Annotated in this window: 23 protein-coding genes and 1 pseudogene; 8 read left to right on the top strand and 16 right to left on the bottom strand. The window is 65.0% G+C overall.

Annotation, left to right across the window (positions count from 1 at the left end; genetic code table 11):
* Positions 1-13 precede the first annotated feature (13 nt).
* The 3 genes from ACK59X_RS11940 to yidD form a co-directional block, all read right to left on the bottom strand.
* A complete protein-coding gene (locus ACK59X_RS11940) occupies positions 14-286 on the bottom strand; it encodes a hypothetical protein (RefSeq protein WP_409957537.1) in 273 nt (90 codons plus the stop codon).
* Positions 287-383: 97 nt separating this feature from the next.
* Positions 384-1,046, bottom strand: coding sequence for a gamma-glutamylcyclotransferase (locus tag ACK59X_RS11945; protein ID WP_409957538.1), 663 nt, complete (start codon positions 1,044-1,046; stop codon positions 384-386).
* 104 nt (positions 1,047-1,150) lie between these two features.
* Complete coding sequence (gene yidD, locus ACK59X_RS11950) at positions 1,151-1,537, bottom strand: membrane protein insertion efficiency factor YidD (protein ID WP_409957539.1); 387 nt, start codon at positions 1,535-1,537, stop codon at positions 1,151-1,153.
* A 193-nt stretch (positions 1,538-1,730) separates the two neighbouring features.
* On the opposite strand from yidD, the gene ACK59X_RS11955 reads away from it, so the two are divergent.
* Positions 1,731-3,119: a TAXI family TRAP transporter solute-binding subunit gene (locus tag ACK59X_RS11955; RefSeq protein ID WP_409957540.1), complete on the top strand. Its 1,389-nt coding sequence runs from the start codon at positions 1,731-1,733 to the stop codon at positions 3,117-3,119.
* Positions 3,120-3,170: 51 nt separating this feature from the next.
* Here the strand turns inward: ACK59X_RS11955 and ACK59X_RS11960 are convergent, their stop codons facing one another.
* From ACK59X_RS11960 to ACK59X_RS12010, 11 genes are all read right to left on the bottom strand, one after another.
* Positions 3,171-4,160: a hypothetical protein gene (locus ACK59X_RS11960; protein WP_409957541.1), complete on the bottom strand. Its 990-nt coding sequence runs from the start codon at positions 4,158-4,160 to the stop codon at positions 3,171-3,173.
* 464 nt (positions 4,161-4,624) lie between these two features.
* Positions 4,625-5,326, bottom strand: coding sequence for a hypothetical protein (locus ACK59X_RS11965; protein WP_409957542.1), 702 nt, complete (start codon positions 5,324-5,326; stop codon positions 4,625-4,627).
* A gap of 84 nt (positions 5,327-5,410) precedes the next feature.
* On the bottom strand, positions 5,411-5,806 hold the full coding sequence (locus tag ACK59X_RS11970; protein WP_409957543.1) for a hypothetical protein: 396 nt from the start codon (positions 5,804-5,806) through the stop codon (positions 5,411-5,413).
* A 13-nt stretch (positions 5,807-5,819) separates the two neighbouring features.
* Positions 5,820-6,038: a hypothetical protein gene (locus tag ACK59X_RS11975; RefSeq protein ID WP_409957544.1), complete on the bottom strand. Its 219-nt coding sequence runs from the start codon at positions 6,036-6,038 to the stop codon at positions 5,820-5,822.
* A gap of 9 nt (positions 6,039-6,047) precedes the next feature.
* The gene (locus ACK59X_RS11980) at positions 6,048-6,305 is read right to left on the bottom strand and encodes a hypothetical protein (protein ID WP_409957545.1); all 258 of its coding nucleotides are present in this window, start codon (positions 6,303-6,305) and stop codon (positions 6,048-6,050) included.
* 382 nt (positions 6,306-6,687) lie between these two features.
* Positions 6,688-7,377, bottom strand: coding sequence for a hypothetical protein (locus ACK59X_RS11985; RefSeq protein WP_409957546.1), 690 nt, complete (start codon positions 7,375-7,377; stop codon positions 6,688-6,690).
* A 447-nt stretch (positions 7,378-7,824) separates the two neighbouring features.
* Entirely contained in the window at positions 7,825-8,262 is a 438-nt protein-coding gene (locus ACK59X_RS11990) for a hypothetical protein (protein ID WP_409957547.1), read from the bottom strand.
* A 13-nt stretch (positions 8,263-8,275) separates the two neighbouring features.
* Positions 8,276-8,746: an RHS repeat-associated core domain-containing protein gene (locus ACK59X_RS11995; protein WP_409957548.1), complete on the bottom strand. Its 471-nt coding sequence runs from the start codon at positions 8,744-8,746 to the stop codon at positions 8,276-8,278.
* 141 nt (positions 8,747-8,887) lie between these two features.
* Positions 8,888-9,040 carry a hypothetical protein gene (locus tag ACK59X_RS12000; RefSeq protein ID WP_409957549.1) on the bottom strand — a complete coding sequence of 51 codons (153 nt, stop codon included), beginning with the start codon at positions 9,038-9,040 and terminating at the stop codon, positions 8,888-8,890.
* 220 nt (positions 9,041-9,260) lie between these two features.
* Complete coding sequence (locus ACK59X_RS12005; RefSeq protein ID WP_409957550.1) at positions 9,261-9,782, bottom strand: hypothetical protein; 522 nt, start codon at positions 9,780-9,782, stop codon at positions 9,261-9,263.
* Positions 9,760-10,437, bottom strand: a complete 678-nt coding sequence (locus ACK59X_RS12010) for an RHS repeat-associated core domain-containing protein (protein WP_409957551.1) — start codon at positions 10,435-10,437, stop codon at positions 9,760-9,762. Before ACK59X_RS12010 ends, ACK59X_RS12005 begins: the two co-directional genes overlap by 23 nt.
* 1,039 nt (positions 10,438-11,476) lie before the next feature.
* Between ACK59X_RS12010 and ACK59X_RS12015 the strand changes: the two are divergent.
* The 5 genes and pseudogenes from ACK59X_RS12015 (at position 11,477) to ACK59X_RS12035 (ending at position 17,359) form a co-directional block, all read left to right on the top strand.
* Positions 11,477-12,436, top strand: a pseudogene (locus ACK59X_RS12015) (glycosyltransferase family 2 protein).
* Entirely contained in the window at positions 12,426-13,163 is a 738-nt protein-coding gene (locus tag ACK59X_RS12020) for a class I SAM-dependent methyltransferase (protein WP_409957552.1), read from the top strand. Before ACK59X_RS12015 ends, ACK59X_RS12020 begins: the two are co-directional and overlap by 11 nt.
* A complete protein-coding gene (locus ACK59X_RS12025) occupies positions 13,160-13,528 on the top strand; it encodes a GtrA family protein (protein ID WP_409957553.1) in 369 nt (122 codons plus the stop codon). The genes ACK59X_RS12020 and ACK59X_RS12025 overlap by 4 nt, the downstream gene beginning before the upstream one ends.
* Positions 13,525-15,393 carry a hypothetical protein gene (locus tag ACK59X_RS12030; protein ID WP_409957554.1) on the top strand — a complete coding sequence of 623 codons (1,869 nt, stop codon included), beginning with the start codon at positions 13,525-13,527 and terminating at the stop codon, positions 15,391-15,393. The genes ACK59X_RS12025 and ACK59X_RS12030 overlap by 4 nt, the downstream gene beginning before the upstream one ends.
* Positions 15,394-15,454: 61 nt before the next feature.
* On the top strand, positions 15,455-17,359 hold the full coding sequence (locus ACK59X_RS12035) for a hypothetical protein (protein WP_409957555.1): 1,905 nt from the start codon (positions 15,455-15,457) through the stop codon (positions 17,357-17,359).
* Between the two features lie 257 nt (positions 17,360-17,616).
* Here the strand turns inward: ACK59X_RS12035 and ACK59X_RS12040 are convergent, their stop codons facing one another.
* Entirely contained in the window at positions 17,617-20,244 is a 2,628-nt protein-coding gene (locus ACK59X_RS12040) for a DUF1631 family protein (RefSeq protein ID WP_409957556.1), read from the bottom strand.
* A 422-nt stretch (positions 20,245-20,666) separates the two neighbouring features.
* Positions 20,667-22,328 carry an energy-dependent translational throttle protein EttA gene (gene ettA, locus ACK59X_RS12045; protein WP_409957557.1) on the bottom strand — a complete coding sequence of 554 codons (1,662 nt, stop codon included), beginning with the start codon at positions 22,326-22,328 and terminating at the stop codon, positions 20,667-20,669.
* A gap of 250 nt (positions 22,329-22,578) precedes the next feature.
* Here ettA and ACK59X_RS12050 point away from each other — a divergent pair, with 250 nt between their 5' ends.
* Positions 22,579-24,414 carry a DEAD/DEAH box helicase gene (locus ACK59X_RS12050; protein WP_409957558.1) on the top strand — a complete coding sequence of 612 codons (1,836 nt, stop codon included), beginning with the start codon at positions 22,579-22,581 and terminating at the stop codon, positions 24,412-24,414.
* 34 nt (positions 24,415-24,448) lie between these two features.
* Positions 24,449-25,045, top strand: coding sequence for a nucleoside-diphosphate sugar epimerase (locus tag ACK59X_RS12055; RefSeq protein ID WP_409957559.1), 597 nt, complete (start codon positions 24,449-24,451; stop codon positions 25,043-25,045).
* The last annotated feature ends 208 nt before the right edge of the window (positions 25,046-25,253 follow it).

A 25,253-nucleotide genomic window follows, 5' to 3' on the forward strand; every position in this document is an offset into this window, starting at 1 on the left:
CGGCCCACGGCCTTCAGCCGCCCCACTCCTGCGCCTCGATGCCAAAGGCATCGGCCGCAAAGGCCTGGGCCTCGCCCTGCGTAGCACCCCCGTGGTCGGCGGCGGCCAGGCGGCCATCGAGCGAGGCATAGGCCAGCAGCACGCCCCGGCCCTCTTCGCCGCTGATCTCGAAGCGCAGGTCCGCATCCTCGGCGCCGGGCGTGCCCTCGTCTGCGCCGGACCAACTGCCATCGGGGTTGACGGAGACCAGCAGGGTGCGGCGGGGAATGGCGGCAAGAATGGGCATGGGCTTCGGTAGTCGATGGGGCCGGAGTCTACCTTGCGGCGCCGGCCACCGGCCGCCCCAGGCAGCCCCAGGCAGCCCCAGGCAGCCCGGCCGTGGCTCAACCGCCCGTGGCCGACGACTCGATGTCCTGCACGATGGCGTCCACATACGGGTCATGCAGGCCGCGTTCGTGCAGCGCCTGGTGCAGCGACAGCACGTAGTCGATGTTGGGCCCGAACGCGCCCTTGGCCACCGCCACCAGGCGGGCGACTGTCTGGGCACAGGCGTCGTGCTCGTGCTGGGGGTGCTCGGGGTTGGCCACAAAGGTGATGGCCGTGACGCTGCGCCCATCCTCCAATTGCACCGCCTGCCAGCGGGGCAGGTAGCCACCGCCGGTCATCTCGCGCGTCCAGAGCATGCGCACCTCGTCCTGCGCCTCGGCATCGGGCAGCTGCAGCGCCACGCCCTGCACGAAGCCGCCCGGCATGAGCGACAGCACCCGCCCCGGCCGCTCGGGGCTGCCCCGGCCCGAAATGGAACGCAGGCAAAAACTGCGGTGCCAGCCGTGCAGCGTGGCCGTGTGCTGTTGCGTGAAGGGCATCAGCGGGTTCCAGATCAGCGAGCCGTAGCCAAACACCCAGGTGGGCCCCTGCGGCCGGCTGGCCCAGGTCTCGGCAAAAGAGGCGTCTATGCGCTCGTTGGACCAGGCCGAGCCCTCGGGCATGGCCATGCGGCTGCGCAGCGTGCCGTTGCGCAGGTTCTCGCGGGTCAGGATGGTCATCTTTTGTTAACACTGCCCAAGGTGGTGGCCCAAGTTTGCCATGGCAAGCGCATTTGCACGCCAAGCCCCCCGGCGCAACCGGCAACCGGCTGCGCCCCTACGGCCTACGTGAATGGCCAGCAGGAGGACAGCGAGGTACCGCCGCAGCACTTGGCATTGCGCAGGGTGAACAGCGGGCAGGGTTCGTTCAGGGGCTCGCTACCAGGCGCCTGCGGCTCGCTGGCCATCAGGGCCTGCCAGGACGCAGCACAGGCCACCAACCTGCGCCGCAACAGCCTCAAGCCTACCAGCAGGCCACAGCGCTCGATGGCACGCCTCGCAAACTGCGAGCACGATGCATGCCCGGTGCGCGCGCGGTGGGCACAGCAAAAGCCCTTGTATGGGGAAACATAGCGCTGGTAGACACCAATGGCCGCCACTGCGGCCAATGCCGCAGGCGTTGGGCGGCTGAACACCAAGGTGCTGCGCATGAAGGCGAACATGCGGCACATGGTAACGCGTCGGCTCGGCCCACCCAGCGACCATACCAACGGATACCTTTCGACTCTCCGGTGCGCAGGTGCCACTGGCGCATGCACAGATAATCACAGGGCTCGTCGGCAGCAGGCAAGCAAACCATGCGGGCTACCCGTACCCCGGCCGACGCTGCCTCATTCTGTTCTCCCAATACCCGACCCGTTCTTCATGCCCCAGGCCCTACGCAACACCTTCCTCACGCTGCGCGACCTGATCGTCTCGGCCGGCCCGCTGGCGTTTCTGGCTGTGGGCCTGCTGATTGGCGCCTACTGGTGGCTCAACCCCAATCCGCCCAAGACCGTCACGCTGGCCACCGGCCCCGCGCAGAGCGCGTACGAAGAGTTCGGCAAGCGCTACCAGAAGGCGCTGGCGGCCGATGGCATCGAGGTGGTGCTCAAGCCCAGTGCGGGCTCATCGCACAATTTGCAGCTGCTGCGCGATGGCGAGGCCGACCTGGCCTTTGTGCAGGGCGGCACGGCCGAGCTGCTGCCCGATGACCCGGACAACCTGGCGTCGCTGGGCAGCCTGTTCGTGGAGCCGATCTGGCTGTTCTACCGCGCCGACTCGGCCCTGCGCGTGAACGCTGCGGGCCGGCTGGACAGCCTGCGCCAGCTGCGCGGCCTGCGCGTGAACGTGGGGTCCGAAGGCAGCGGCGTGCCGCGCCTGATGGAGCAGCTGCTGGAGGCCAACCGCGTGGAGCCCAAACAGGTGCGCCTGTCGCAGCTGGAGCAGACGCCGGCCGCCGTGGCTTTTCTCGACGGCAAGCTCGATGCCCTGGTGTTCGCCTCGGCCCCCGAATCGCTGATGGTGCAGATGCTGCTGCAGACCCCCGGCGTGCACCTGATGGACTTTGCCCAGCACGAGGCCTACGCGCGGCGCTTTCCGTATCTGACGCCCGTGACCCTGCCGCGCGGCGTGGTGGACCTGGCCAGCAACATCCCGCCGCTGGACGCGCGCCTGGTGGCCACCACCACCTCGCTGCTGGCCCGCGACGGCACCCACCCTGCCCTGCTCACGCTGTTTGCACAGAACGCGCAAAAGCTGCACGGCGGCGCCAGTTGGTTCAACCGCGCGCGCGAGTTCCCCAGCACCCGCCACAGCGAGCTGCCCATCGCCAAGGAGGGCGAACGCGCCATCAACGAGCCCGTGCCCATGATGCAGCGCTATCTGCCGTTCTGGATCGCCAACCTCATCGACCGCATGTGGCTGGTGATGGGCCTGTTGATCGCCGTGCTGCTGCCCCTGTCGCGCATCGTGCCGCCGCTGTACCAGTTCCGCGTGCGCTCGCGCGTGTTCCGCTGGTATGGGCGCCTGCGCGAGATCGAGGACCGGCTGGAGACCACCAACCCCGCCGGCCATGCCGACACGATGCTCAAGGACCTGGATGCGCTGGAGGCGCAGGTCGAGAAGATCAGCGTGCCGCTGTCGTATGCGGACGAGCTGTATGCGCTGCGCAACCATATCCAGATGGTGCGCAGGAAGTTGATGCGGGTGCAGGCGGGGGGTGGGGTGGAGGAAGTGCCTGCGGCGCCCCAACCTGCAGAGCAGGCGGGCTGACAGAAGATGCCCGACCAGGCAACCATCGCCCATGTGGAGGGAGCGCTGCCGCTATCGACCCCGTTCCACCTTCGAATAGATTTCTCCGGTGGCCTTGTTGATCACAGCGACCATGTCGAGCTTGCCGTAAAGCGCGAAGTAGTTGTCGGTTTCGTCGATCGGATCGCTGCGCGTGGGACTTGTGCGCTCCTGGTACGTCACTACCCACGGCGCGGCGAGCGATGCGACATACAGACAGCCAATGTCCTTTTCCAGCGACCGGGCCATATCCCTCGGCATCTTCACGGACTGCCGGTAGTAGTAGAAGTCGTGCAGATAGCCCGAGAGCACGGAAGAGCTGGCACCCCGCGCCAAGGCCGACGACGGCTCATTGCCAGGGATTCCCGAGAGCACCAGGGCATAGTTGTCACTGGTATTTCGCAAGACCTTGGTGATGGCGCCATAGGCATTGCTGGCCTCGTACGAATCGGTTTTTTCATTCGCCTTGCCCAGCGTCACCCGACGCAGATTCAGCGCCTCGGGCTTGCTATGGGAGCCGTCGATATCGCTTTTCACGGGCGCGGCAAGCGCTTTGACTTCGTACGTCTCATAGGCAATGTTGTAGTCCAGAATGCAGCGGCCGATGATGGGAATAGTTCCGAGCCCTCCCATTCGAGCAGCAAGCGCAGCGTCGTAGGCGCTGCGTTCGTCCAGGCTGGAAAACTTGTCGGGCTTGCCAGGGACCGACACCAGTTGCTCCACCACCCAGTCGTAAACCTTCCTGGGTTCATTTTGAACGTATTGAAGAACAGGGGCTGCGGGGTCAAAAAACACCGGCGCAAAAGGCTTTGGCATGGCTGCGGGTGGCGCAACCGGGGCTTCTGCGCGAGCCTCCACCGGAGCAGCAGGCTCAGCCACTTTCTCAGCAGGCTTTGGCACGGCCTTCACGGCTTTCTTGGCGGGTGGCTGACTTTGGGCAAAAGCAGAAACGGACAATAGCGCAGACAGTAAAAGCAGCGCCGCATTGCATTGACGCGAGCGCGTGGCAGTATTGAATTTCATCGATGGTTTCAAGATCAAAATTGACGGGAGCTGCTGCTTCGGATGCGGTGCCTCAGTGCATTGAGATGCTACCTCGGCAGGGTTTTCTGACACTCTCCCGGCTTCGTCATCATATCGGCCATGCACAGCATTTATTTCAGGCGCCTGCTGCTTGGCAGCCCTTGCCACCACGTCCAAACGATCCCAACTCCACCCAGGGCCAAAAGAAAGCCGGCTGCAGTCTGACTGTAAAACCACACAGCGTACCCAGCACTGCCCCGATCATGGAATGACGCGATCCAAAGCGTTTGCATGGCCCACGAAAAGAAGAAAAGGCTTGCAGCGATGCACCCCAGCAACGCTGCGAGAAATCTAAAGTCCCGTTGCGTCATGATTGCCAATCAAGTGCATGAATTCATCTCGAACAGGCCGCCAAGCGAGCCCCGCGTAGCATCCGCGAATGGACTCTGGCAGACACATGCGGGCTAGCGAGAGGTGCATGCCTGAAACGAGCCGAACTTTTCACGGGTCTCCGCCAGAAAATCCTTGCGCCAGGTCTCGGTCAAGCTGGCCTTGAGTTTTTCAAGAAGCGCGCTGGTGGTGTTGCAGTTGTGCAGCAAGGCGATGACTGCCGCGCGAAACCGGCTCTCTGCAATGTTCTCTGCCAAGCTCTCCAGCAGTGACATGTCGGCAGCACTGCCCGCGATGCCGAGCACCAGCATGGCCTGGTTTGCGACCTGCGTGTCGTTGGAGGAAATCAAGCCACGCGCGTACTGGGCGAAAGCGGCTTTGTCCAACCCCTGGTACCCGTTCTTTTCCTGCTGTGCGAGCACATCCGCGATTTCGAGCCGAATCCGCGGGTGGTTCAGGAAATTCTTATCGACTCCGTGCAAGTCCGTCCCATTCCAGAAGTCGATAAAGATGGGCGTCAAATGGCCTGCATACCGAGCACCTTTGACATCATTCATGGTTCGGACAACGCGATCGAAATCCTGGGATCGAAGATCGTCCAGCAAGCGCGCTTCGCTGATGCTGGACGCCGTTGGCGCGTGACTGGGGTCTGACACCGATGCGGTCCGGGCGGGAGCCGCAGGTGTGTGTTTGCTCGGTGCCGCGGTGTCGGATTGATCACAGCCATATAGCGCGCAAAGCGCAATAACAAGCATGCCGAGCAGTAGTTTTTTCATACGTATTGGCGATCAACGGGCCGCTACACAATGACCAAAAGCACATGACCCCAAAATAGATTCGCAATTCCAATCTGCGTTGGCTTATTTTATTTCAGCCAGTCCGCTGCGCCCCAGATAGGCAGCAAGCTCCTCAAGATCGAACGATCCATCCGCCTCTGTTTCTCTTTTCAATTGCGGGATCCCGACGGTCAGCAGCAGATGGTGAAATCGCTCTTTCAAGCGATCCTTGCGAATTTCATCCAGACAAACGACGTGCGCTGCTTTCAAGACAGAACATACCGCACCATACAGAATCCAGTCCAGTTGGATCAACAGCCTGCTGCCCGAGGCCTCAGCGGCAGGCGCTATTTGCGAGTCATAGAATTGCTCGATGAACTCCATGTCAATCTTGTTGCTGCCTAGGCCATGTGCGGACGCCATGGCTCTCAGCCATATCGCATAAAGCTGCTCCAAAAGCTCTTCGAAATGAGAGTTCATTCCGTCGCCTGGGCTATTCATGTTTGCTGCGCCCATTAACGAGATGAGCAACGATTCGAAACCCCACATATCCAACGAATGCACCAATTGCCAGGCCTACTCTTAAATCCAAAAAATTATGCTCTCTTACGGGGATCAGCCAAGCCATGGCTGCGGCCCCAACCAGCGCACCACCGACCATAAACAGGGCAGCAGCAATGTTCCTTGAATTGCGATTCACGATGGCTTTCATAGAATATTTTTACAAAATATCCCGAACTATATCTCGACGCTGAAGGCATTTCAGCACTGGAAAGGCGACCAAGCCAGTCAAGGCAAATGACACACCAGATAGAAGTGGCACGATAAAAGTCATTATTATATCCAGCCAAATATAAGACTCTGAATGATCGAAGCCGCCCCAAATGGCTTGTATACCATAGAGCACTGGCATCAGTGCCAGCGTTCCGATGAATCCAATGCAGAACTGAAGCTGGCGCAATAAAGAGAGCGATTTCAAGGGACCTCACCAACGGGATTTTTCATGTTTTGGACAGAATCCTCCCGTCTTGCGCAAGCGGATCGGAGGTTGATTGCGCCAGTGTCCTCCAGCAAGGCCACAGGTGCAAGGAAGGCATTCGGCTGCACCGCAACCCAGTTGGGCGATTGACAGTGACGCCGGAGCCAACGGCGCCGCAATCGACCCGCCAAGTGCGCAGCGCAACCATATCCAGATGGTGCGCAAGAAGTTGGTGCGGGTGCAGGCGGGGGATGCGCCGGTGCCAGACCCTGCCGCATTGGTCTCCGACAAGGTGCAGTCCGCCAGCTGATGGGCTTGGCGGCCCCTCTCCTGCCGACAATGCGTTGGCGGGCGAAGCCGGCCGGGACCGGCCGGCGGGAGGTCACCCCGGCACACCCAAGGCATTGTCGATGCCATTGCTGCGCAGCCAGACCGGGTCGGTCTTCCACAGGTGCTCGCGGCCTACATAGGCCTCGTCTTCGCGCAGTTCCGCACCGCTGCCTTCGCGCCAGTTCAGGTGGCCCAGGTGCATGAACCAGGTCTGCACACGCGGGGCCTGCACTCGGCCCTGCACGCAGGCATAGCTGCGGCCCTCGTAGTCGGCCCTGTCCGGGTCGTCATGGCTGGCCGTGGCCAGCACAGCGCGCGAAGCAACCAGGTCGCCCGTGATCCAGGCCAGGTCGCCCTGCCAGAACTCGAACGCGCCGCAGCGCACGCTGCCGAACACGAACAGCGCCTGGCAGCCGCGTGTGTCGATGCGCGGCGCCTGCAGGTCGCCGTTGACGACCACGGTGCAGGCACGCTCCAGCAGCTCCTCCAGGGGCGTGGCGGTGCCGTCCATGTGGCCGCGCCGCTTGGCGCCAGCGGCCATGGCGTCGAAGGGCTCGTCCAGGCGGGTGTCGCCATCGAACACCAAGGCCATCAGCGGGCCGTCCGCATGGGGCGAACCGAACGGGTGGACCATCGTGTCTTGCATCGCATCGAAGCGGCCATCGCGATGGAACAACGCCTCCAGGCCAAACTCGGCGATGGCTGTGCTCAGGGGGATGAGGCGGTGGTGTGCGGGGATCATGGGGCACCTGGCAAAACAACTGGTCGAGTGGATTGGGTTGGGTTTCAGCGCTGATCGTCGCTGGCTTGGATCAAGCATGTGTTGTAGCGCACCCCCTGGGCGGGCAGAGCCTCCAGCGCCTGCGCCCGGGCACCGTTTCGTGAAATAGTCGCCTGTTCCACGCTTGGGGACATGGCGCCCCCTGATGGTGAAGGCACCCGATGCGCGCGCCATGGCTACGCCTGCGCGAGATCGAGGATGCCCTGGAAACAGGCCCTGCCAGCACCCGAGATATTCAAGGAGATGGATGCGCAGCTAAACCCACTTTCCTCTCGCCTTCGACAACTTCGGAAAGCCAGACTCTTTGGCTCGTTGAATAGCCCGATCAATCTCAGTGGGCAGAGCCAGTAGATCAACTATCACTTCGCCTATCTCGCTAGCCTCATGGGCCTTAGCATTTTTTGCAAATCACTCCACCGACTTATTGCGGCGCACAATTAAGGACCAAACAAGTAGTACAAAAAAAGACAAAAGACCAATCATCAAATCAAAGCTCTTTCCCAAAATAATATCCATAGCCCACGGAAAATCAACAAAGAAAAAAGAAAAAATAACAAGAAATGAATAAAAAAACAAAGAAAATAATGAAAATAATGAGATTCCAATAAAATTGAATTTTACAACACCCCTCAAAGCACTTAAAACAACAACCCCAAAAATAGGAATTATTGTCATAAAAAGTATCACAATCGCAGCAAAAAATTTATCCATCGCCCCCAGCAATAGCCCATCGCGATATATCCACCAATTAACAGCCACCAAGCCCGCACCAAAAGCTTCAAGCAAAAGAATTGCCAACAACACGCCTTGCGCAGTCGATGCCACTAAACTCCATTTTTTATTCATCAAAAGCCACCCTCTATTTTATCATGATGTAATTCGTAAAAACATCCAAAATAACATTCGTCAACGTACATTTAGCCTTACAGTTCGCAACTCGGCGCAGTCTATCCCCATCAAGAATATCCTGTCTTTCGGGGTCGCCGCAGGCTTTAACTGAATCACCTTGTGTAAGTTCACAAGTTCTTTCACACTGTTTAACAGCGGACAGAGTGGAGTACGCTCCAACTCCTGTGCCTACGATTCCAACAACCGCAACTACTGGGAAAAGGCCTTGAGGGTCCATGCTCAGAAGCGGGTTGCCTCCCACATACCCAAACCGATTGAACCCACCATCCAGCCCAATCGGATCGGCCTGCGTGTACCGCCCCCGCTCCGCACTGTAGCTCCTGAAGTAGTTGTAGTGCCTAACCCTGGATCCGGCAGTTGACCGCGCCAGTGTCCTCTGGGCAGGCCATGCATGCAAGCGATCTATGGGTACGCCGGGCACCCCGGTTGGGCGATTGACAAGGCGCTATGCACCCGACGGCACCGCGCTCGCCGCAGGCTGCGTTGCTCGTCCTTGCGCACAACGGTGCGCCGCGTCCTCACGCCTTGCCTGGCACGCCGATCACGGCACCCTCGGGCGCATTCAACTGCCGCATCCAGGGTCGCTCTCTTTGTCGTAGTACTGCCCCGGGTAGCGCAGGTTGAAGGTCACCTCGGGGATGGTGGTGCTGCCCGTGGTGGGACTGGTGGTTGTGTCGGTGAAACGTTTGGGGCTCAGGGGGCTGTTCGTCGCCAAAGGCGCCGTAGGTAGGCCCATTGCCAAGCTAACTAATCGTCTGGGGGCAAAAGGCAAGACCTGCCCCTCCACCCATCGTGCGGGTGCAGGCGGGGGGGTGTGGCAGAGGAAGCGCCTGCAGCGCAGCCTACGGGGCAAGCGGGGTGAATTCTGCAGGGGAGACAGGGCAGTTTGACATTGCTTGATGGCCGAGAATGCTATTGCCCCCTCGGTTCCCCAGCTATAAAAGCTCCCTTTTACACTGATTCAAGGAAAATTGGGGCCTAAAATTCTCAAAATCAGAAAATGGTGCCCACACCGAAACAGAGCCAGGAGATACTCCAGAGCAAACATAAATTTCGTCACCCCCCTCATCCAAAAAGACGATCCCCGTATGAACAACAACTTCATTATCCTCATAAACCACTCGCTCTATTTTTCGAACATTAAATGTCGAAGCGAAATTATGCCCCCCTTCAAGAACAAGCGTGCCCTTAGCAATTTTTGCGGAAATATTTAGGCTACCGACCTCATCCCATCCCACCACGACACTACAAGCCGAGGAAAACTCAAAAGCCACACCATTGTCAAATAGAAAAATCAACTGCCAAGCAGAATGCAGAGTATGACCCTCCGGCAACCAATAAGACAACAATCTTGCACCATTAAGGGAACTCCATAGATCATTAAAATAGCCTTCCAGTTGAAATTTATACACCTTCTTTCCTGCCGAATTTAGCTCAGGGATAATGTAGGGTTTCATGAGGTCTACTTCCATTTGCCGGTATGCCAATACTCTGTCCGCCACCGCTATTGCTTGGCCGACCAAATATACCATTATCCCCTACCAAACTTCCCGGTGGAGCCTTGTCTCCAGGCCGCCAAGGACGCGCTCCTCCAGTCAAAACATCCAAATCATGAAGAAAGTCCCCGTTTCCGCCACGATCCGGCCGAAGAGGTCCACTGGTATGTTTCCCCCCACCTCGATTAGGTCCTGCTCGCGGGTCACTCTGATCTCCGACTAGATCATTCGGCAGAGGAGGTGCTGATCCCCCTCCCTGACTAAGCATCCAATTCCAGCCATCTTTGACGACATCTACGCATTGCTTCGCCATCTCCTCGCAAGCTTTTGGATTTGCCGCGCAAAAGAGAATTGGCCAGATGACCCAGGTCCGCGGGTCTCTCCTTGAAATTTGGAGCCCCCGAGGGTCTGAATATTTGAGCGAATTTCCATTCACATACCCAAACCGATTGAACCCACCATCCAACCCAATCGGATCCGCCTGCGTATACCGCCCCCACTCCGCACTGCAGCTCCTGAAGTAGTTGTAGTGCCAAACCCTTGATCCGGCAGTTGACCGCGCCAGTGTCCTCCGGACAGGCCACGCATGCAAGCGATCTATGGAGCCGCCGGGCACGCCGGTTGGGCGATTGACAAGGCGCTATGCACCCGATGGCACCGCGCTCGCCGCGCCATGCGGCGTTGCTCGTCCTTGCGCACAACAGTGCGCGGCGTCCTCACGCCTTGCCTGGCACGGCGATCACGATACCCTTGGGCGCATTCAGCTGCCGCATCCAGGGTCGCTCTCTTTGTCGTAGTGCTGCCCCGGGTAGCGCAAAATTCACCTCGGGGATGGAGGTGGTGCCCGTAGTGGGGCCTGGTGGTTGCGTCTGTGAAGCGGTCGATTCCAGCGTGGGCTGTGTTCGTCGCAGAAGGCGCTGTTGGCCCATTGGCAGACCATTGGACCCTCTAAAGGTAGATGGCCCCTGGAAAATCGATTCGCAATAGTCTTGAACTTTCAGAACCTCCGCAAAATCATGGGCGATGCGTTCTTTCGCGGGGTCGAGTCGCACGAGGCGGCAGCGCCGGTGTGGGCGCAGCACAATGATGATTCGATATGAGGCAGCGCGGCGCCTCGCCTTGCGCACTGCTCAGAGCGCGCAAGCCGCCCGATGAACTCCCGCGCCTGCGCCGGCCTGGTGATCTCGACCCACTGCAGGTGGGCATAGGCCGGGTCGCGCCGCAGCCCCGCAAACTTGACCCGGTTGCGCGCAAAGGTCGAGAACGAGCACCACAGAACCGAGTCGCGCCCCGGCCTGGGGGCTGAATGCAAGGCCCTTGCCGGCGCGCCACCTGTCGTTGCGCTCCTTGCGTGAGCAAGGGCACACGCTGCGTCACGCGCCTGGACTGGCACGCCGGCAAGGGCCTTCGCGACCCCGAAAACAGTGTGAACAGGCCCTACTCGGAAGGTGGGGGTGATCACCGTCACGCATGACCTGTGCCGCTTGCTGCAGCCAGCATGCCGCATGGTGTATCTTCAAAGATTCGCGCACTGCACCGCCCGCAACACTTTGTGACACCCTGGGCATGCTACCCCTGAAGTCCCATTGAACGACACCACATTTTCTTTCCCTTCGCCAAGCCGGCCTGCGGTTGATCGCAGCGGCGCCCCTGCCCTGTTGTCCGTGGTCTGCCCCATGTTCAACGAAGAGGCCACGCTGGACCTGTTTTTTGCGCAGTTGCTGCCGGTGCTGGCGCAGACGAACATGGCCTTCGAGATCGTGTGCGTGAACGATGGCAGCCGCGACGGCACGCTGGCGCGGCTGCAGGCGCTCACCGCCACGGTGCCCGGGCTGCGGGTGATCGACCTGTCGCGCAACTTCGGCAAGGAGGCGGCGCTGACCGCGGGCATCGACCATGCGCGGGGCGCGGCGGTGGTGCCCATCGATGCGGACCTGCAAGACCCGCCCGAGCTCATCCTGGAGATGGTGCGCCTGTGGCAGCAGGGCTTTGACGTGGTGCTGGCCCAGCGCACGGACCGCAGCGCCGACCATGTGCTCAAGCGCAAGACGTCGGAGTGGTTCTACCGCCTGCACAACCGCATTTCCGACTCGCCGATACCACCCAACGTGGGGGATTTTCGGCTGATGGACCGCCAGGTGGTGGTTGCGCTCTAGGGCCTGCCGGAGCGGCGCCGTTTCATGAAGGGCCTGTTCGCCTGGGTGGGGTTTCGCCAGGCGACGATTCCCTATACCCGGCCGGCGCGCGCGGCCGGAGACACGAAATTCTCGGGCTGGGGCCTGTGGAACCTGGCGCTGGAGGGGCTGACCTCGTTTTCCACCGTGCCGCTGCGCGTGTGGACCTACCTGGGCCTGGTGGTTGCGCTGCTGGCGTTCTGCTATGGGCTCTTCATCGTGGGCCAGGTGCTGCTGTTCGGGCGCGATGCGCCGGGCTATGCCTCGATGATCACGGTGGTGCTGTTCCTGGGCGGGCTGCAGCTCATCGGCCTGGGCGTGCTGGGGGAGTACCTGGGACGCATCTACATGGAATCCAAGGGCCGCCCCATCTACATCGTGCGCGAGGACGGATCTCCGGCGCAGCAAGACACACCGAAGCAACACCACCATGCGCCCTGAACTCCTTGCCCAGATGGCCGCGGTGCAGCAGACCCACTGGTGGTTTGCCGCGCGGCGCGACATTCTCTCGGCCGTCATCGACGGCCTAGCCCTGCCTGCCGGCCAGCCGCGGGTGCTGGAGATCGGCTGCGGCCCCGGCGGCAACCTGGCCATGCTGGCGCGCCACGGCACGCTGAGCGCCATGGAGTACGCGCCCGAGGCCCGCGCTGCCGCGGCCAGCCTGGGCCTGTGCCCGGTGGAGGCCGGCGGCCTGCCCGAGCCCGTGCCCTTTGCCGATGGCAGCTTCGACCTGGTCTGCCTGCTCGACGTGCTCGAGCATGTGGAGCAGGACGATGCGGCCCTGGCCCGCATCGCCCGCCTGCTCAAGCCCGGCGGCCGGCTGCTGGTCACGGTGCCGGCCTACCAGTGGCTCTGGTCGGACCACGACGTGGACCACCACCACCACCGGCGCTACACCGCCGGCCGGCTGCGCGCCAAGGCAGAGCGGGCCGGCCTGGCGGTGCACCGTGCGGGCTATTTCAATACCGTGCTGTTCCCGCTGATCGCGCTGGCCCGGCTGGCGGCCAAGCTCACCGGGCGCAAGGGCGGCGATGCCGACACGGCCTTGCCCGCGCCCTGGCTCAACACCACGCTGCGCGCCCTGTTCGGCGCCGAGCGCCCGCTGGTGGCGCGCATGGGCCTGCCGTTCGGCACCTCGGTGATTGCGGTGCTGGGGGTGCGTGCGTGAGCCTTGCGCGTTCTGCCATCAGCTTTGCTGCCGTGGGCGTGCTGTCCACCCTCACCCACGTGTGCGTGGCCACGCTGCTGATCGAGTGGCTGGGCACGCGCGCGCCCGTGGCCAATGGCGTGGCCTTCGTGGTGGCCACGCTGCTGTCCTATGTGGCCAACACGCGCTTCAGTTTTGGCGCCCGCCTGGGCGCTGCGACGGCCGGGCGCTTTGCGCTGGTGGCCTGCACGGCCGGCCTGATGAGCATGGCCATTGCCTGGCTGGTGGAGCGCGCGGGCGGCCACTATGCGCTGGGCATCGCGCTGGTGGTGGTGTTCGTGCCGGCCTTCAGCTTCATCGGCCACCGGACTTTCACCTATCGATGACCCCTTCTCAGAGCCTGCCCCCACCGGCATGGCGCATGGGCCTGCTGGCCCTGGCCCTGCTCTGCGCCCTGACGCTGCTGCTGCATGGCAGCGCGCTGCAGGCCCACTGGCGCTGGGACGATGGCACGCACCTGTTCAACGTGACGCAGTACACGCCGTGGTCCGTGTTCCTGGACCCTGAGGTGACGCGTGCGGTCTCGGGCAACCAGCTGGCGCCGTGGAACCTGTTCATCTACCAGGTGAACATCGCCCTGTTCGGCATGCGGCCGATGCCGTTCTACCTGCACCACCTGCTGTCGCTGGCCCTGGCTGCAGCCGCGCTGTACCTGCTGCTGCGCCACTGGCTCAGCCTCTGGAGGGCGCTGCTCCCCGCCGCCCTGGTGCTGCTGGGGGCTCCAAGCGTGCACATGGCCCAGCAGCTGATGGTGGGGCACTACGTGGACGGGCTGGCGTTTGCCTGCCTGGCACTGTGGGCCCACGTGCATGCCGTGCGCCGCGGGCAATGGCGCTGGGCGGTGCTGGCCGCGGCCCTGTACCTGATGTCCACGCTGTGCAAGGAGGTGTACGTGCCGTGGATCGCGCTGACGCTGTTCGTGCCGCTGCCCGCGGGCTCGCCGCCTGGCATGGTGGCGCGCTGGCGCTTTGCCCTGCCCTCGCTGGCCGTGGCGCTGGGCTACGCGGTGGTGCGCATCCAGGTGTTCGCGGGCGCGGGCGGTTACCACGACAGCTCGCTCAAGGGCTGGCAGGACGTGCCCGGCGTGCTGCAGACCGTCGCCCGCATGCTGACCGAAGGCCTGCTGGGCGCGGGCGTGCTGGGCTGGGTCGCAACGGCCCTGTGCCTGGCCTGCGTGGCCGCCACGCTGGCGTCGCAGTCCGCACCGGGGCAGCGGCTGCGCGCCGCGGTGGGCCTGGCGGCTGCGGCCACGGTGGTGGTGTTTCCGCTGCTGTTCGTGGCGCGCCCGGGTTTTCAGTGGATGCTGCACGGGCGCATCCTGTTCATTCCCTGGGTGGCCCTGTGCGTGCTGTGGTGCCTGCCCTGGCCGCAGCGGCTGGCGCGCTGGCACACGGCGGCCCTGCTGGTTTTCGTCGCGGCGGCGGCGCAGCAGTCCTTGGCGCAGCGCCAGCACGACCGCCCGATCGAGGCCATGCTCGACGCGCACTATGGTTTCGTGCTCCAGCCCCCGGCCGGCCAGGTGCTGCTGCCCGCCGAGTTCAACTCGCCCGGCTACCTGAGCGCCGTGGCCATGAGCGCCTACGCGGCGCGCCAGCGGATGGAGCCCCTCACGGCGCACCCGGCGCCGGCGCTGCTGCGCCAGGAGCCTGCGGATGCGGCCGAGCGCGCCCGCATCCAGGTCTGGCAGGACGGCTGCCGCTGCTTTGCTCCCCTGGCCAGCCTGGCGCCCGCAGACCAGCAGGCGGCGCTGCAGTCGCAGCTTGCGAGCCAGGCGTTTGGCGTACCCGTGCGGCGCCCCCTGCCCTACCTTGCCAACGCATGGGGTGGTGCCATCGATACCCTCACCGTGGCCGACCGGCAGGTGCGCGTGGCGGGCTGGACGCCGACCACCGGGCCGGGGCGCAAGCTGTTCTTCACGGGCTTTGCCGAGACGCCCCAGGTCACCATCACCGGCGTGCAGCGCCCAGACGTGGCCGGCGCGCACCAACGCCCCGACATGCTGGGGTCGGGCTTTCAGGCCACGCTGGATTTTTCGAGCGCCCAGGCCGCGCAGGCCGCCAGCACCGCGCTGTGCGCCATCGTGCCCGGGCAACTGCCGGGGCAGGAGCACCAGTTTCTGCTGCTGCCGATCACGGGCCGACCGCAGCAGTGCGCCGGCGTGCTGATGCCCCCAGCCACCCGGCGCATGTAACAGGATAAAAATGCAGAATCAGGCCACACCCCCACCAAGTCCCTGGAGGCGCAATCTGGCAGTGCTGGGCACCCTGTGCCTGCTGAGCTTCGCGCTGCACAGCAGCGCCCTGCAGGGCTACTGGCGCTGGGACGATGGCCTGCACCTGTTCAACGTCAGCATGTACAGCCCGTGGTCGGTGTTCTTCGACCCGCAGGTGACCCGGGTGGCGTCGGGCAACCAGGTGGCGCCTTGGAATCTGTTCATGTACCAGGTCAACCATGCCCTGTTCGGCCTGGACCCGTTTCCCTACTACCTGCACCACCTGCTGTCCCTGGCCGGCGCAGCGGGCGGCTTGTACCTGCTGCTGCGCCACTGGCTGGGGCGCTGGCAGGCGCTGCTGCCTGCGGCCCTGCTGCTGCTGGGCGCCCCGTCGGCCCACATGGCGCAGCAGCTGATGGTGGGGCATTACCTGGACGGGCTGCTGTTCGCCTGCCTGGGCCTGTGGGCCTATGTGCATGCCGTGCAGCGGGCCCAGTGGCGCTGGGCCTTGCTGGCCGCGGCGTTCTACCTGCTGTCCGCGCTGTGCAAGGAGATCTATGTCCCCTGGGTCGCGTTGACGCTGCTGCTGCCGCTGCCTGGGCGTTCGCCGCCTGGGGCTGCCGGTGCGCCTGCCGTCTCGGGCCCGCCTCCCGTTTCGGGCCCGCCTTCGGCGTGGGACCCGTCCTGGAACATGGCGCGCTGGCGTTTCGCGCTGCCCACGCTGGCCGTGGCCGGGGCCTATGCCGTGCTGCGCATCGGCGTGTTTTCCGGCATGGGGGGGTACCACGGCAGCGCACTGGGGAGTTGGCCGGATCTGCCCGCATTCGCAGCCAAGCTGCTGCACTTGCTCGTCAGCGGTCTGGTGGGCGACGGGGTGCTGGGCATCACCGCGGCCTTGCTGTGCCTGGCATGCCTGGTGGCTGGCCTGGCCGCACAGCCGGCACGCGGGCGCCTGGCCATGCTGGTGGGGGTGGGCGCCGTCGCCGTGGTGGTGGTCTTTCCGCTGCTTTTCGTGGTGCAGCCTGGCGTGGACCCGGTCGGCCATACGCGCTACCTGTGGGCGCCCTGGGTGGCCCTGTGCGCTCTGTGGAGCCTGAAGTGGCCCGCCGCCCTGGGGCGATGGCACGCCGCGGCCTGGCTCGTCTTTGCCGCGGCAGTGGGGATGCAGTCCCTGGCGCAGCGCGAGGAGGACCGTGCCGCCAACACCATGTTCGACACCCACTATGCCTTTGCGCTGAACCCGCCGCCCGGCCAATTGCTGGTGCCTTACGAACTCGTCTCCGCGACCTCCACCAGCATCCAGATCATGTATGCGTACGCGGCGCTCAAGCGCCTGGAGCCTGGCAAGACCCACCCCGAGCCGGCGCTGGTGCGCAGGGAACCGGCCGATGCGGCCGAGCGCGCCCGCGTCCGCGTATGGGACGAAGGCTGCCTGTGCCTGGTGCCGCTGGACAGCCGGCCGACCGAAGAGCAGGAGTCCATACTGCAAGCCCACCTGGCCAATGCCACGCATGCCTTCCCCATCGACGCCCCGCCCCCGCGCGTGGCGCATGGCTACGGGGGCTCGATCGACTCGATCACCGTCGAAGGCCGCCACATGCGGGTGAAAGGCTGGACGCCGACCCTGGGCACCGGCCGCAAGATGGTGATGGGCGTCGCCTCCCCGGACATCAAGGTCCGCCTGCAGTCGCTTGTGAGCACCGAGAGGCCGGACGTGGTGCAGGCTTTTCAGCAACCGGGTCTGCTGATGTCGGGCTTCGAAGCCACCCTGGAGTTTGCGGACGAAAAGATGGCGCAGACGGCCAGCAAGATGCGCTGCGCCGTCGTGCTGGGCCACTTGGCGGGCCAGCAGCACCAGTACCTGCTGCTGCCCGTGAAAGGCCACCAGGAATGCGACGATGCGCTGATACCCGAGGCGACCCGGAAGGAGAGTCAGGCCGGATAAGCAGCCTGCGGCAGGCTGGCTTCGGGCAATAACCCAAGCGTTCTTCCGGCGCCGCTGGGGCTGGTGCCCATGCAAGCAGCCGGGGCGCCAAACATTCCGGATACATCGGCCCGATTTCGCTCCAACCCGAAGGGCAGCGGCTTTGGCGGCCAGTCTGCGGCGTTGCGGCGCTTTCCAATAGCCGAGTTACCGCGCCTTGCACACCACCCGCCAAGACCGCCGCGCCCCCTGGGAGATCACAAACAGGTTCTGAAGGCCTACCGCCCCTTGGACGACGACGGCTTGCCCGATGACAGCGGCGCCTGCTTGCTGCTGGGCGCGCCGCCGAGCTTGCCGCGCGCGGTTTCCAGCGGCGCGGGCAGGCTGCCGCGGGTGGTGGCGATGCCGCCTGCGCGCGTGGCGGCCGGGGCGGGGGGCCGGGCCTTGGGAGCGGGCACCACGCGCAGGGAGCCCTCATCGGCCAGCTTGTCGCGCATGCGGCGCGTCATGGACTGGGTGCTGTTGTCCGGTGCGGTAAAGAGGAACAGCGTGCCGTGCGGGCTGGTCCAGGTGAGCTGGGTGCGCACGGCGCGGCCGTTGGTGATGAGCTCGACCCATGCGCCCACGACAAATTCGGCATACGGCTCGGCCGGGGCCGCTGGCGCCACCGCCGGGGCAGCGCTGTCCACGGGGGCCTGGGCGCTGTCGTCGTAGCCAGCGACCGCTGCCACGGAGTCCATGGGGTCGCGCGAGTCCGGCGCGCGGGAGTCCTCGGGGTCGAGGGTAATCTTGGCGAAGTTGGCGCGCTCGAAGGCATCCTGGTGCAGGCCCACCAGGCGCTCCAGGAAGGCACTGGTCTTGGCGGCCGGGTGCTCGATGGTCTGCAGGCCCTCGCGCAGCTTGACGAGCAGGCCGGGGATGGCTTCGGACAGGCGGTCGGGCTCGGTGCGGGTGAGCTCGGGCTGGGCGCTCCACAGCAGCACGGGCACCAGGGCCAGGTAGCCGCCGGGGTCGTCCTCGCCGCCATCGGCCTGCGAGACCTGGGCCAGGGCCACCACCTCGGCCCAGGGGCCGGCGGCGAAGTCGAGCACGTCGGCGGGCACGCGCTCCAGGTCGGGGAGCTTTCGGATGTCGGCGGCGATCTTGCCGGCCAGCATCTGGCGCTGCTCGGCCTGCAGCTGGGCCTTGTCCTTCTCGACCTGGCGGGCCTTGGCCTTTTGCGCCTGCGAGTTCCAGGCGGCCTGCAGGGCCTTGAGCACGGTCTCGAACGGCGTGGCGTCCTTGATCTCGATGCCGGCCAGGTAACCCACGGATTCGTTGAGCAGGCGGCTGAAGCGGGCGAAGCCGGGGGCCTTCTCGTCGGGGAAGGCCAGGCTGCGCTGGGTCATCTCGTCGAGCAGCACGCGCGCAGGGTGCCCGGGCTCGGTGAAGAAGCTCTGGTCGCGGCGCACCAGGTGCTTGAGCGCGGGCTCCAGGTTCTGCACGGCACGCTGCACCGACGGCAGCAGGCGCGAATCGCGGGCGATGTTCTCCATCATGCGGCCCACCACTTCGGCGGCCATGGCCGGCGGGTCGTGCGGGGCCACCACGGGCACGGTATAGATCTGCTGGTAGGGCCGGCCCGGCACGGTGTACAGCTGCTGCGGTGCGGTGCCGGGCACGGTGGAAGCCCAGCCGGCCTGGGGCACCACCTGGGGCACGGCCGCCACGGCGGCGACCTGCGGCCCGCCAGCCAGGCGGCCGACCAGGCGCTCGAGCTGGGCCATGTCCTCGATGGCCTCGGCCGCTGCCGCAACCGCCGGGTTGTTGTAGCCGCTGCTGCCGCCCAGGCCCGAATGCATGCTGGCGGGCTGCGAGGGAACCACGCCGGCCATGCCAGGCATGCCACCACCGCCGCCATAGGAGCGCGGGTCGAACGGGTCGCCGCCGGCCAGCATCTGGCGCAGGATGCCCACGGTGAGCAGCGCCTCTTCGGCGGCTGCGGCCTGCGGCGACATCATGGGGGGCATCTGGGGCTCGCCGCTCCAGTTGTTGTTGGGGTCGCCACTCCAGTTGTTGTTGTTGCCGCCGCCATAGCCGCCCCGGCCATAGCCGGTGTTGCCATATCCAGTATTGCCGTAGCCCGGGCTGCCATAGCCGCTGGGGCCGGCCATGGGGCCGCCGTGGCCATGGCCGACATAGCCGCCACCATTGCCACTGTGGCCGCCGCCCTGCAGGCCGCCGTAGCCGGTACGGCCACCGGGTGCACCGACGACGGCGTAGCCCACGGGCTCCACGCCGTTGTCGCGCAGGCTTTTGACCATGCCCTTGTATTCGTCGACCAGCAGTTTGCCCAGCAGGTCGCGCATGTGCTGCATCCACAGCCCGCGCACCTCGGCGTTCACGCCGGTCTCGCCCACCACCTGCTGGAGGGCGCGGATATAGCTTTCGGGCCGCAGCGGGTTGCGCTCGGGCTGCACGCTGCGCAGGCCCTGGGCCGAGCTGACCAGGGTGTTGAGCTCGGCCAGCACCGCCTCGGTGGCGTGCGCGGCCAGTTGCTGGGCACGGGCCAGCTCCACCTGGTTCTGCACCTCGCTCTCGTCCATGAGCGAGAGCTCGCCGAAGTCCATGCCCATGTCGTCGGCAGGCCGCGCCTTGCTGCCGGGCGCGGCGGCCGGGCCTTCGGCGAATATTTCCAGCAGGGCCATGGAATAGCCCTTGACCAGGGCCGCCTCGTGCTGGCCCAAGAGGCGCAGGCTGTCACTGGCCAGGTTGCGCTGCTGGATGTTGCGGACGGTGCTCTCTTCGGCGGTCAGCGCGCTGCGGGTGACCGCGACCAGCTTTTCCATGAGCGCCTCGCCACCACGCACGGCGTTGACCACGCAGGCACGGAAAACGGTTCTCGATCGGGACGCGGACTGGGACATGGGTCGGATGAGGGCAAGCGGAAAGGGGAAAACCGAAAAATCGTTTCCAGCTGCAATCCTACTTGACCTGAAGACCCTGTGCACAAATCCCCGCCGGCCGGTGGCCACAGAGTCACCGGCGGCAGGCAGCGTCTTTACATATCCTTACCCCCCCACGAAAGAAGGCGGGATTCAGGAATGGCAGCGACCAAAACCGGCGCGTCCCAGGCCAGCGCCCCATGCAAGGGCCGCCTCGCCACGGCGGGTAAACCGGCGCGCCCAAGGCCAGCGCTCCCGCGCAAGGGCCGCCCCGCCGCGCTGGGAGCGTCCCCCTCAGGGGGCTGAGGGCCGCGGCTCCAAGCCTGCCTGCGCAGGCTTGGACGTGCCCGAAGGGCTGCCGCCTCTGGCGGAGGCACCGAGGCGCGCAGCGCCTCAGGGGGAGCCTACTTCAACGCCTTGTAGCGCATCCGCTTGGGCTTGGCGCCCTCTTCGCCCAGGCGCTTCTTCTTGTCGGCCTCGTACTCCTGGTAGTTGCCGTCGAAGAAGGTCCACTGGCTGTCGCCTTCGGCGGCCAGGATGTGGGTGGCGATGCGGTCCAGGAACCAGCGATCGTGGCTGATTACCAACACTGTGCCGGCGTACTCCAGCAGCGCGTCTTCCAGCGCACGCAGGGTTTCCACGTCCAGGTCGTTCGAGGGTTCGTCGAGCAGCAGCACGTTGCCGCCGGCGATCAGGGTCTTGGCCAGGTGCAGGCGGCCGCGTTCACCACCGGACAGCATGCCCACCTTCTTTTGCTGGTCGCCGCCGTTGAAGTTGAAGCGCCCGGCATAGGCCCGGCTGGCCATGGTGAACTTGCCGATGTTGATCATGTCCAGGCCGCCGGAGATGTCTTCCCACACGGTCTTGTCGTCCGACAGGGCATCGCGGTGCTGGTCCACGAAGGCCATCTTCACCGTGGCGCCGATCACGACTTCGCCGCTGTCGGGCTGCTCGCGGCCGGCGATCAGCTTGAACAGGGTGGATTTACCGGCACCGTTGGGGCCGATGATGCCTACGATGGCGCCGGCCGGGATGGTCATGGACAGGTTGTCGATGAGCACGCGGTCGCCGAAGGACTTGGTGACGTTGTGGAACTCGATCACCTGGGTGCCCAGGCGGTCGGCCACGGGGATGAAGATTTCCTGCGTCTCGTTGCGCTTTTGGTATTCGTAGTCGCTCAGTTCCTCGAAGCGGGCGATACGCGCCTTGCTCTTGGCCTGGCGGCCCTTGGCGTTCTGGCGCACCCACTCCAGTTCCTTCTTCAGGGCCTTGGCGCGGGCTTCCTCGCCCTTGTTCTCGGACTCCAGGCGGGCCTGCTTCTGGTCCAGCCAGGTGCTGTAGTTGCCCTTGTAGGGGTGGCCGTAGCCGCGGTCGAGTTCCAGGATCCACTCGGCCGCGTTGTCCAGGAAGTAGCGATCGTGGGTGATGGCCACCACGGTGCCGGGAAAGCGGTGCAGGAACTGCTCGAGCCAGTCCACGGACTCGGCGTCCAAGTGGTTGGTGGGTTCGTCGAGCAGCAGCATGTCGGGCTTGGACAGCAGCAGCCGGCACAGCGCGATGCGGCGCTTTTCACCGCCGGACAGCAGGCCGACCTTGGCCTCCCATGGGGGCAGGCGCAGTGCGTCGGCGGCGATCTCGAGCTGGTGCTCGGAGTCGGTGCCGGCGGTGGCGATCACGGCTTCCAGGCGGGCCTGTTCGGCGGCCAGGGCGTCGAAGTCGGCATCGGGCTCGGCATAGGCGGCGTACACCTCTTCAAGCTTGGCCTTGGCGGCGAAGACTTCGCCCATGGCCTCTTCCACGCTCTCGCGCACGGTGTGCTCGTTGTTGAGCTGTGGTTCCTGGGGCAGGTAGCCGATCTTGATCCCGGGCATGGGGATGGCTTCGCCTTCGATTTCCTTGTCCACACCGGCCATGATCTTGAGCAGGGTGGATTTGCCCGAGCCGTTCAGGCCCAGCACGCCGATCTTGGCGCCGGGGAAGAAGCTCAGGGAGATGTCCTTCAAGATCTGCCGCTTGGGCGGCACAGTCTTGGAGACGCGGTTCATCGAATAAACGTATTGGGCCATTGGGTTCCAACCTGCAAGGAGAGTTTGTTTTGCAAAAAATGATTGCGTGCAGGGGGAGATTATCAGGCCATGCGACAATACGCTCCGCGGCGGGCTCCAGTTGCCTGCCGCATCAGCACACTGCTGGGGACGAAAGAAGCAACTTCTGGGCTCCCACCCTTGAACCTCATCGGCTTGAGACTGGCTCGGCAACCTCCCCGGTTGCACGACAGGCCGATACCCGGCGCCCCGGACGGGCGCATTCAACGACATGACATTTGACGAACTGAACCTGGCTCCTGCCATCCTGAAGGCTGTACACGAAACGGGCTACGAGACGCCCACGCCCATTCAGGCCCAGGCCATCCCCGCCGTGATGGAAGGCCATGACCTTCTGGCCGGCGCCCAGACCGGCACTGGCAAGACCGCCGCGTTCACCCTGCCCATGCTGCACCGCCTCTCGCTGGGCAAGGTGCCCAAGAACAAGTTCGGCGGCAAGGGCATCCGCGCCCTGGTGCTGACCCCCACCCGCGAACTGGCCGCCCAGGTGGAAGAGTCCGTGCGCGAATACGGCAAGTACCTGGACATCAACTCCACCGTCGTCTTCGGCGGCGTGGGCATGAACCCGCAGATCGACCGCATCAAGCGCGGCGTGGACATCCTGGTGGCCACCCCCGGCCGCCTGCTGGATCTGCAGCAGCAGGGCTTCCTGGACCTGTCCACGGTGGAAGTGCTGGTGCTCGACGAAGCCGACCGCATGCTGGACATGGGCTTCATCCACGACGTGAAGAAGGTGCTGGCCCTGGTGCCGCGCGACAAGCAGAGCCTGCTGTTCTCGGCCCCCTTCAGCGACGAGATCCGCGAGCTGGCCAACACCCTGCTCAAGAACCCCCAGAGCATCCAGGTCACGCCGCGCAACACCACCGTGCAGCGCATCACCCAGGTGATCCACCCCGTGGGCCGCGGCAAGAAGAAGCAGGTGCTGCTGCACATCATCCAGCAGCACAACTGGAGCCAGGTGCTGGTGTTCACCCGCACCAAGTTCGGCGCCAACAACGTGGCCGAGTTCCTGACCAAGAACGGCGTGAATGCCATGGCCCTGCACGGCAACACGAGCCAGAGCGCCCGCACGCAGGCCCTGGCCGGCTTCAAGAGCGGTGACATCCGCGCCCTGGTGGCCACCGACATCGCGGCCCGCGGCATCGACATCGACGAGCTGCCGCACGTCGTGAACTACGAAATCCCCAACGTCTCGGAAGACTACGTGCACCGCATCGGCCGCACGGGCCGCGCCGGCAACAGCGGCGAAGCCGTGAGCCTGGTGTGCATGGACGAAGAAGGCTTCATGATGGAGATCGAGCGCTTCACCAAGCAGCAGATCCCCGTGCAGGTCATCGAAGGCTTCGGCCCCGAACCCGGCGAGAAGGCCGAGCCCATCGCCATGGGCCGCCAGACCATCTGGGGCGGCGCCGGCAAGCCCCCGAGCCGTGACGTGATGCAGGCTGCCGCCAAGGCCGCCCGCAGCGAAATGATGGAACGCATCCGCACCAACAAGGCCGGCCAGGGTGCTGGCGGCGGTGGTGGCGGTGACCGCGGCCCCCGCGCCGGTGGCGGCAATGGTGGAGGTGGCGGCGGCGGTGGCCGTGGCGGCCGCTCCGGCGGTGGTGCTTCGGCCAATGGCGGTGGCGGCGGCAATGGTCCGCGCGGCGCACGCGCTGGCGGTGGCGGCGGCCAGGGCGGCGGTGCACGCGCCGGCGGCCAGGCCCCGGCGCGCGGTCGCTCCGGCGGCGGTGGTGGTGGCTACGAAGGTGGTGGTGGCGGCAACCGCTACGACGACCAGCCACCACGCCCCAATGCCCACCTGGGCACCCACATGGGCCACGCCAATCCAGGCCACCGCAGCTCCGGCCATGCCGGCGGCGGTGCAGGCGGCCAGCCTGATCCGATGCGCACCAGCGTGGACAGCATGGGCGGCGGTGGCCGCCGTGGCGGCGGCGGTTATCGTGGTGGCAACAACTCTGGAGGTGGCGGCTATGGTGGTGGCGGTGGTGGCCGGGGCAACGGGTCTCGTGGGCCGGGCGGTTCTCGCGGCGGTTACGGAAGGTAATTCCCCGGCGGCGGGGGGTGGTGCGCCGCCCGAGGTGCATGTGCTGCATGCCCAGGGCCGGCGCGCGCCGGACCTGCCACCCCATCCACGGCTGCACCTGCATGCCGTGGACTTCGCCACGCTGTGCACCAAGCCTATCGTGCCGGGCCTGCCCGAGCACGTGGACGACGTGTACATCACCCTGGGCACCACCATCAAGGCCGCCGGCAGCCAGCAGGCCTTTCGCGCCGTGGACCTGGATGCCGTGGTCGCCACGGCACGCACCGCGCTGGCAGCCGGTGCCACCCGCTGCGGCGTGGTCACCGCCATGGGCGCCGACGCCCACTCCCGCATCTTCTACAACCGCGTCAAGGGCGAGGTCGAGCAGGTGCTCAAGAGCCTGGGCTTCGCCACGCTGGTGATCGCGCGCCCCTCCCTGCTGCTGGGCGAGCGCCAGGCACTGGGCCAGGCGCCACGCGCGGCCGAGTCGCTGTCCATCCGGGCCTTCAAGCTGCTCGACCCGATCATCCCCGCCAACTACCGCGCCCGCCCGGGCGCCGACGTGGCGCGGGCGTTGGTGCGGGCCGTGCAGGCGGGGCAGACCGAGGGGGTGCCAAGGGTGCAGGTGTTGATGGGGCGGGGGCTGGAATAGCCGTCGCTTTGACGAGCCGGCTTTTGGTAGCCACCATGGATAGTCACCGTCCGAAAGGGGCCCTCCATGGACACTGCACGCCTTTTCCAGTCAGGCCGAGCTAGGCTTTGTGCTGGAGCGCCAGCAGCCTGACGACCAGATGCGCGCAGAGATCACCCCATGATCCTGCTGTACACCAACATCTGCATCACCAGTGCCAGGCCGCCTG

Origin of the sequence: Acidovorax sp., assembly GCF_046339755.1 — a bacterium.
Taxonomy (GTDB): domain Bacteria; phylum Pseudomonadota; class Gammaproteobacteria; order Burkholderiales; family Burkholderiaceae_C; genus Acidovorax.

Bases quoted from the DNA above. Each gene is read 5' to 3' on its own strand.
- ACK59X_RS11940 (WP_409957537.1), bottom strand. From the start codon at position 286: ATGCCCATTCTTGCCGCCATTCCCCGCCGCACCCTGCTGGTCTCCGTC.
- ACK59X_RS11945 (WP_409957538.1), bottom strand. From the start codon at position 1,046: ATGACCATCCTGACCCGCGAGAACCTGCGCAACGGCACGCTGCGCAGC.
- yidD (WP_409957539.1), bottom strand. From the start codon at position 1,537: ATGTGCCGCATGTTCGCCTTCATGCGCAGCACCTTGGTGTTCAGCCGC.
- ACK59X_RS11955 (WP_409957540.1), top strand. From the start codon at position 1,731: ATGCCCCAGGCCCTACGCAACACCTTCCTCACGCTGCGCGACCTGATC.
- ACK59X_RS11960 (WP_409957541.1), bottom strand. From the start codon at position 4,160: ATGAAATTCAATACTGCCACGCGCTCGCGTCAATGCAATGCGGCGCTG.
- ACK59X_RS11965 (WP_409957542.1), bottom strand. From the start codon at position 5,326: ATGAAAAAACTACTGCTCGGCATGCTTGTTATTGCGCTTTGCGCGCTA.
- ACK59X_RS11970 (WP_409957543.1), bottom strand. From the start codon at position 5,806: ATGAACTCTCATTTCGAAGAGCTTTTGGAGCAGCTTTATGCGATATGG.
- ACK59X_RS11975 (WP_409957544.1), bottom strand. From the start codon at position 6,038: ATGAAAGCCATCGTGAATCGCAATTCAAGGAACATTGCTGCTGCCCTG.
- ACK59X_RS11985 (WP_409957546.1), bottom strand. From the start codon at position 7,377: ATGATCCCCGCACACCACCGCCTCATCCCCCTGAGCACAGCCATCGCC.
- ACK59X_RS11990 (WP_409957547.1), bottom strand. From the start codon at position 8,262: ATGAATAAAAAATGGAGTTTAGTGGCATCGACTGCGCAAGGCGTGTTG.
- ACK59X_RS12005 (WP_409957550.1), bottom strand. From the start codon at position 9,782: ATGAAACCCTACATTATCCCTGAGCTAAATTCGGCAGGAAAGAAGGTG.
- ACK59X_RS12020 (WP_409957552.1), top strand. From the start codon at position 12,426: ATGCGCCCTGAACTCCTTGCCCAGATGGCCGCGGTGCAGCAGACCCAC.
- ACK59X_RS12030 (WP_409957554.1), top strand. From the start codon at position 13,525: ATGACCCCTTCTCAGAGCCTGCCCCCACCGGCATGGCGCATGGGCCTG.
- ACK59X_RS12040 (WP_409957556.1), bottom strand. From the start codon at position 20,244: ATGTCCCAGTCCGCGTCCCGATCGAGAACCGTTTTCCGTGCCTGCGTG.
- ettA (WP_409957557.1), bottom strand. From the start codon at position 22,328: ATGGCCCAATACGTTTATTCGATGAACCGCGTCTCCAAGACTGTGCCG.
- ACK59X_RS12050 (WP_409957558.1), top strand. From the start codon at position 22,579: ATGACATTTGACGAACTGAACCTGGCTCCTGCCATCCTGAAGGCTGTA.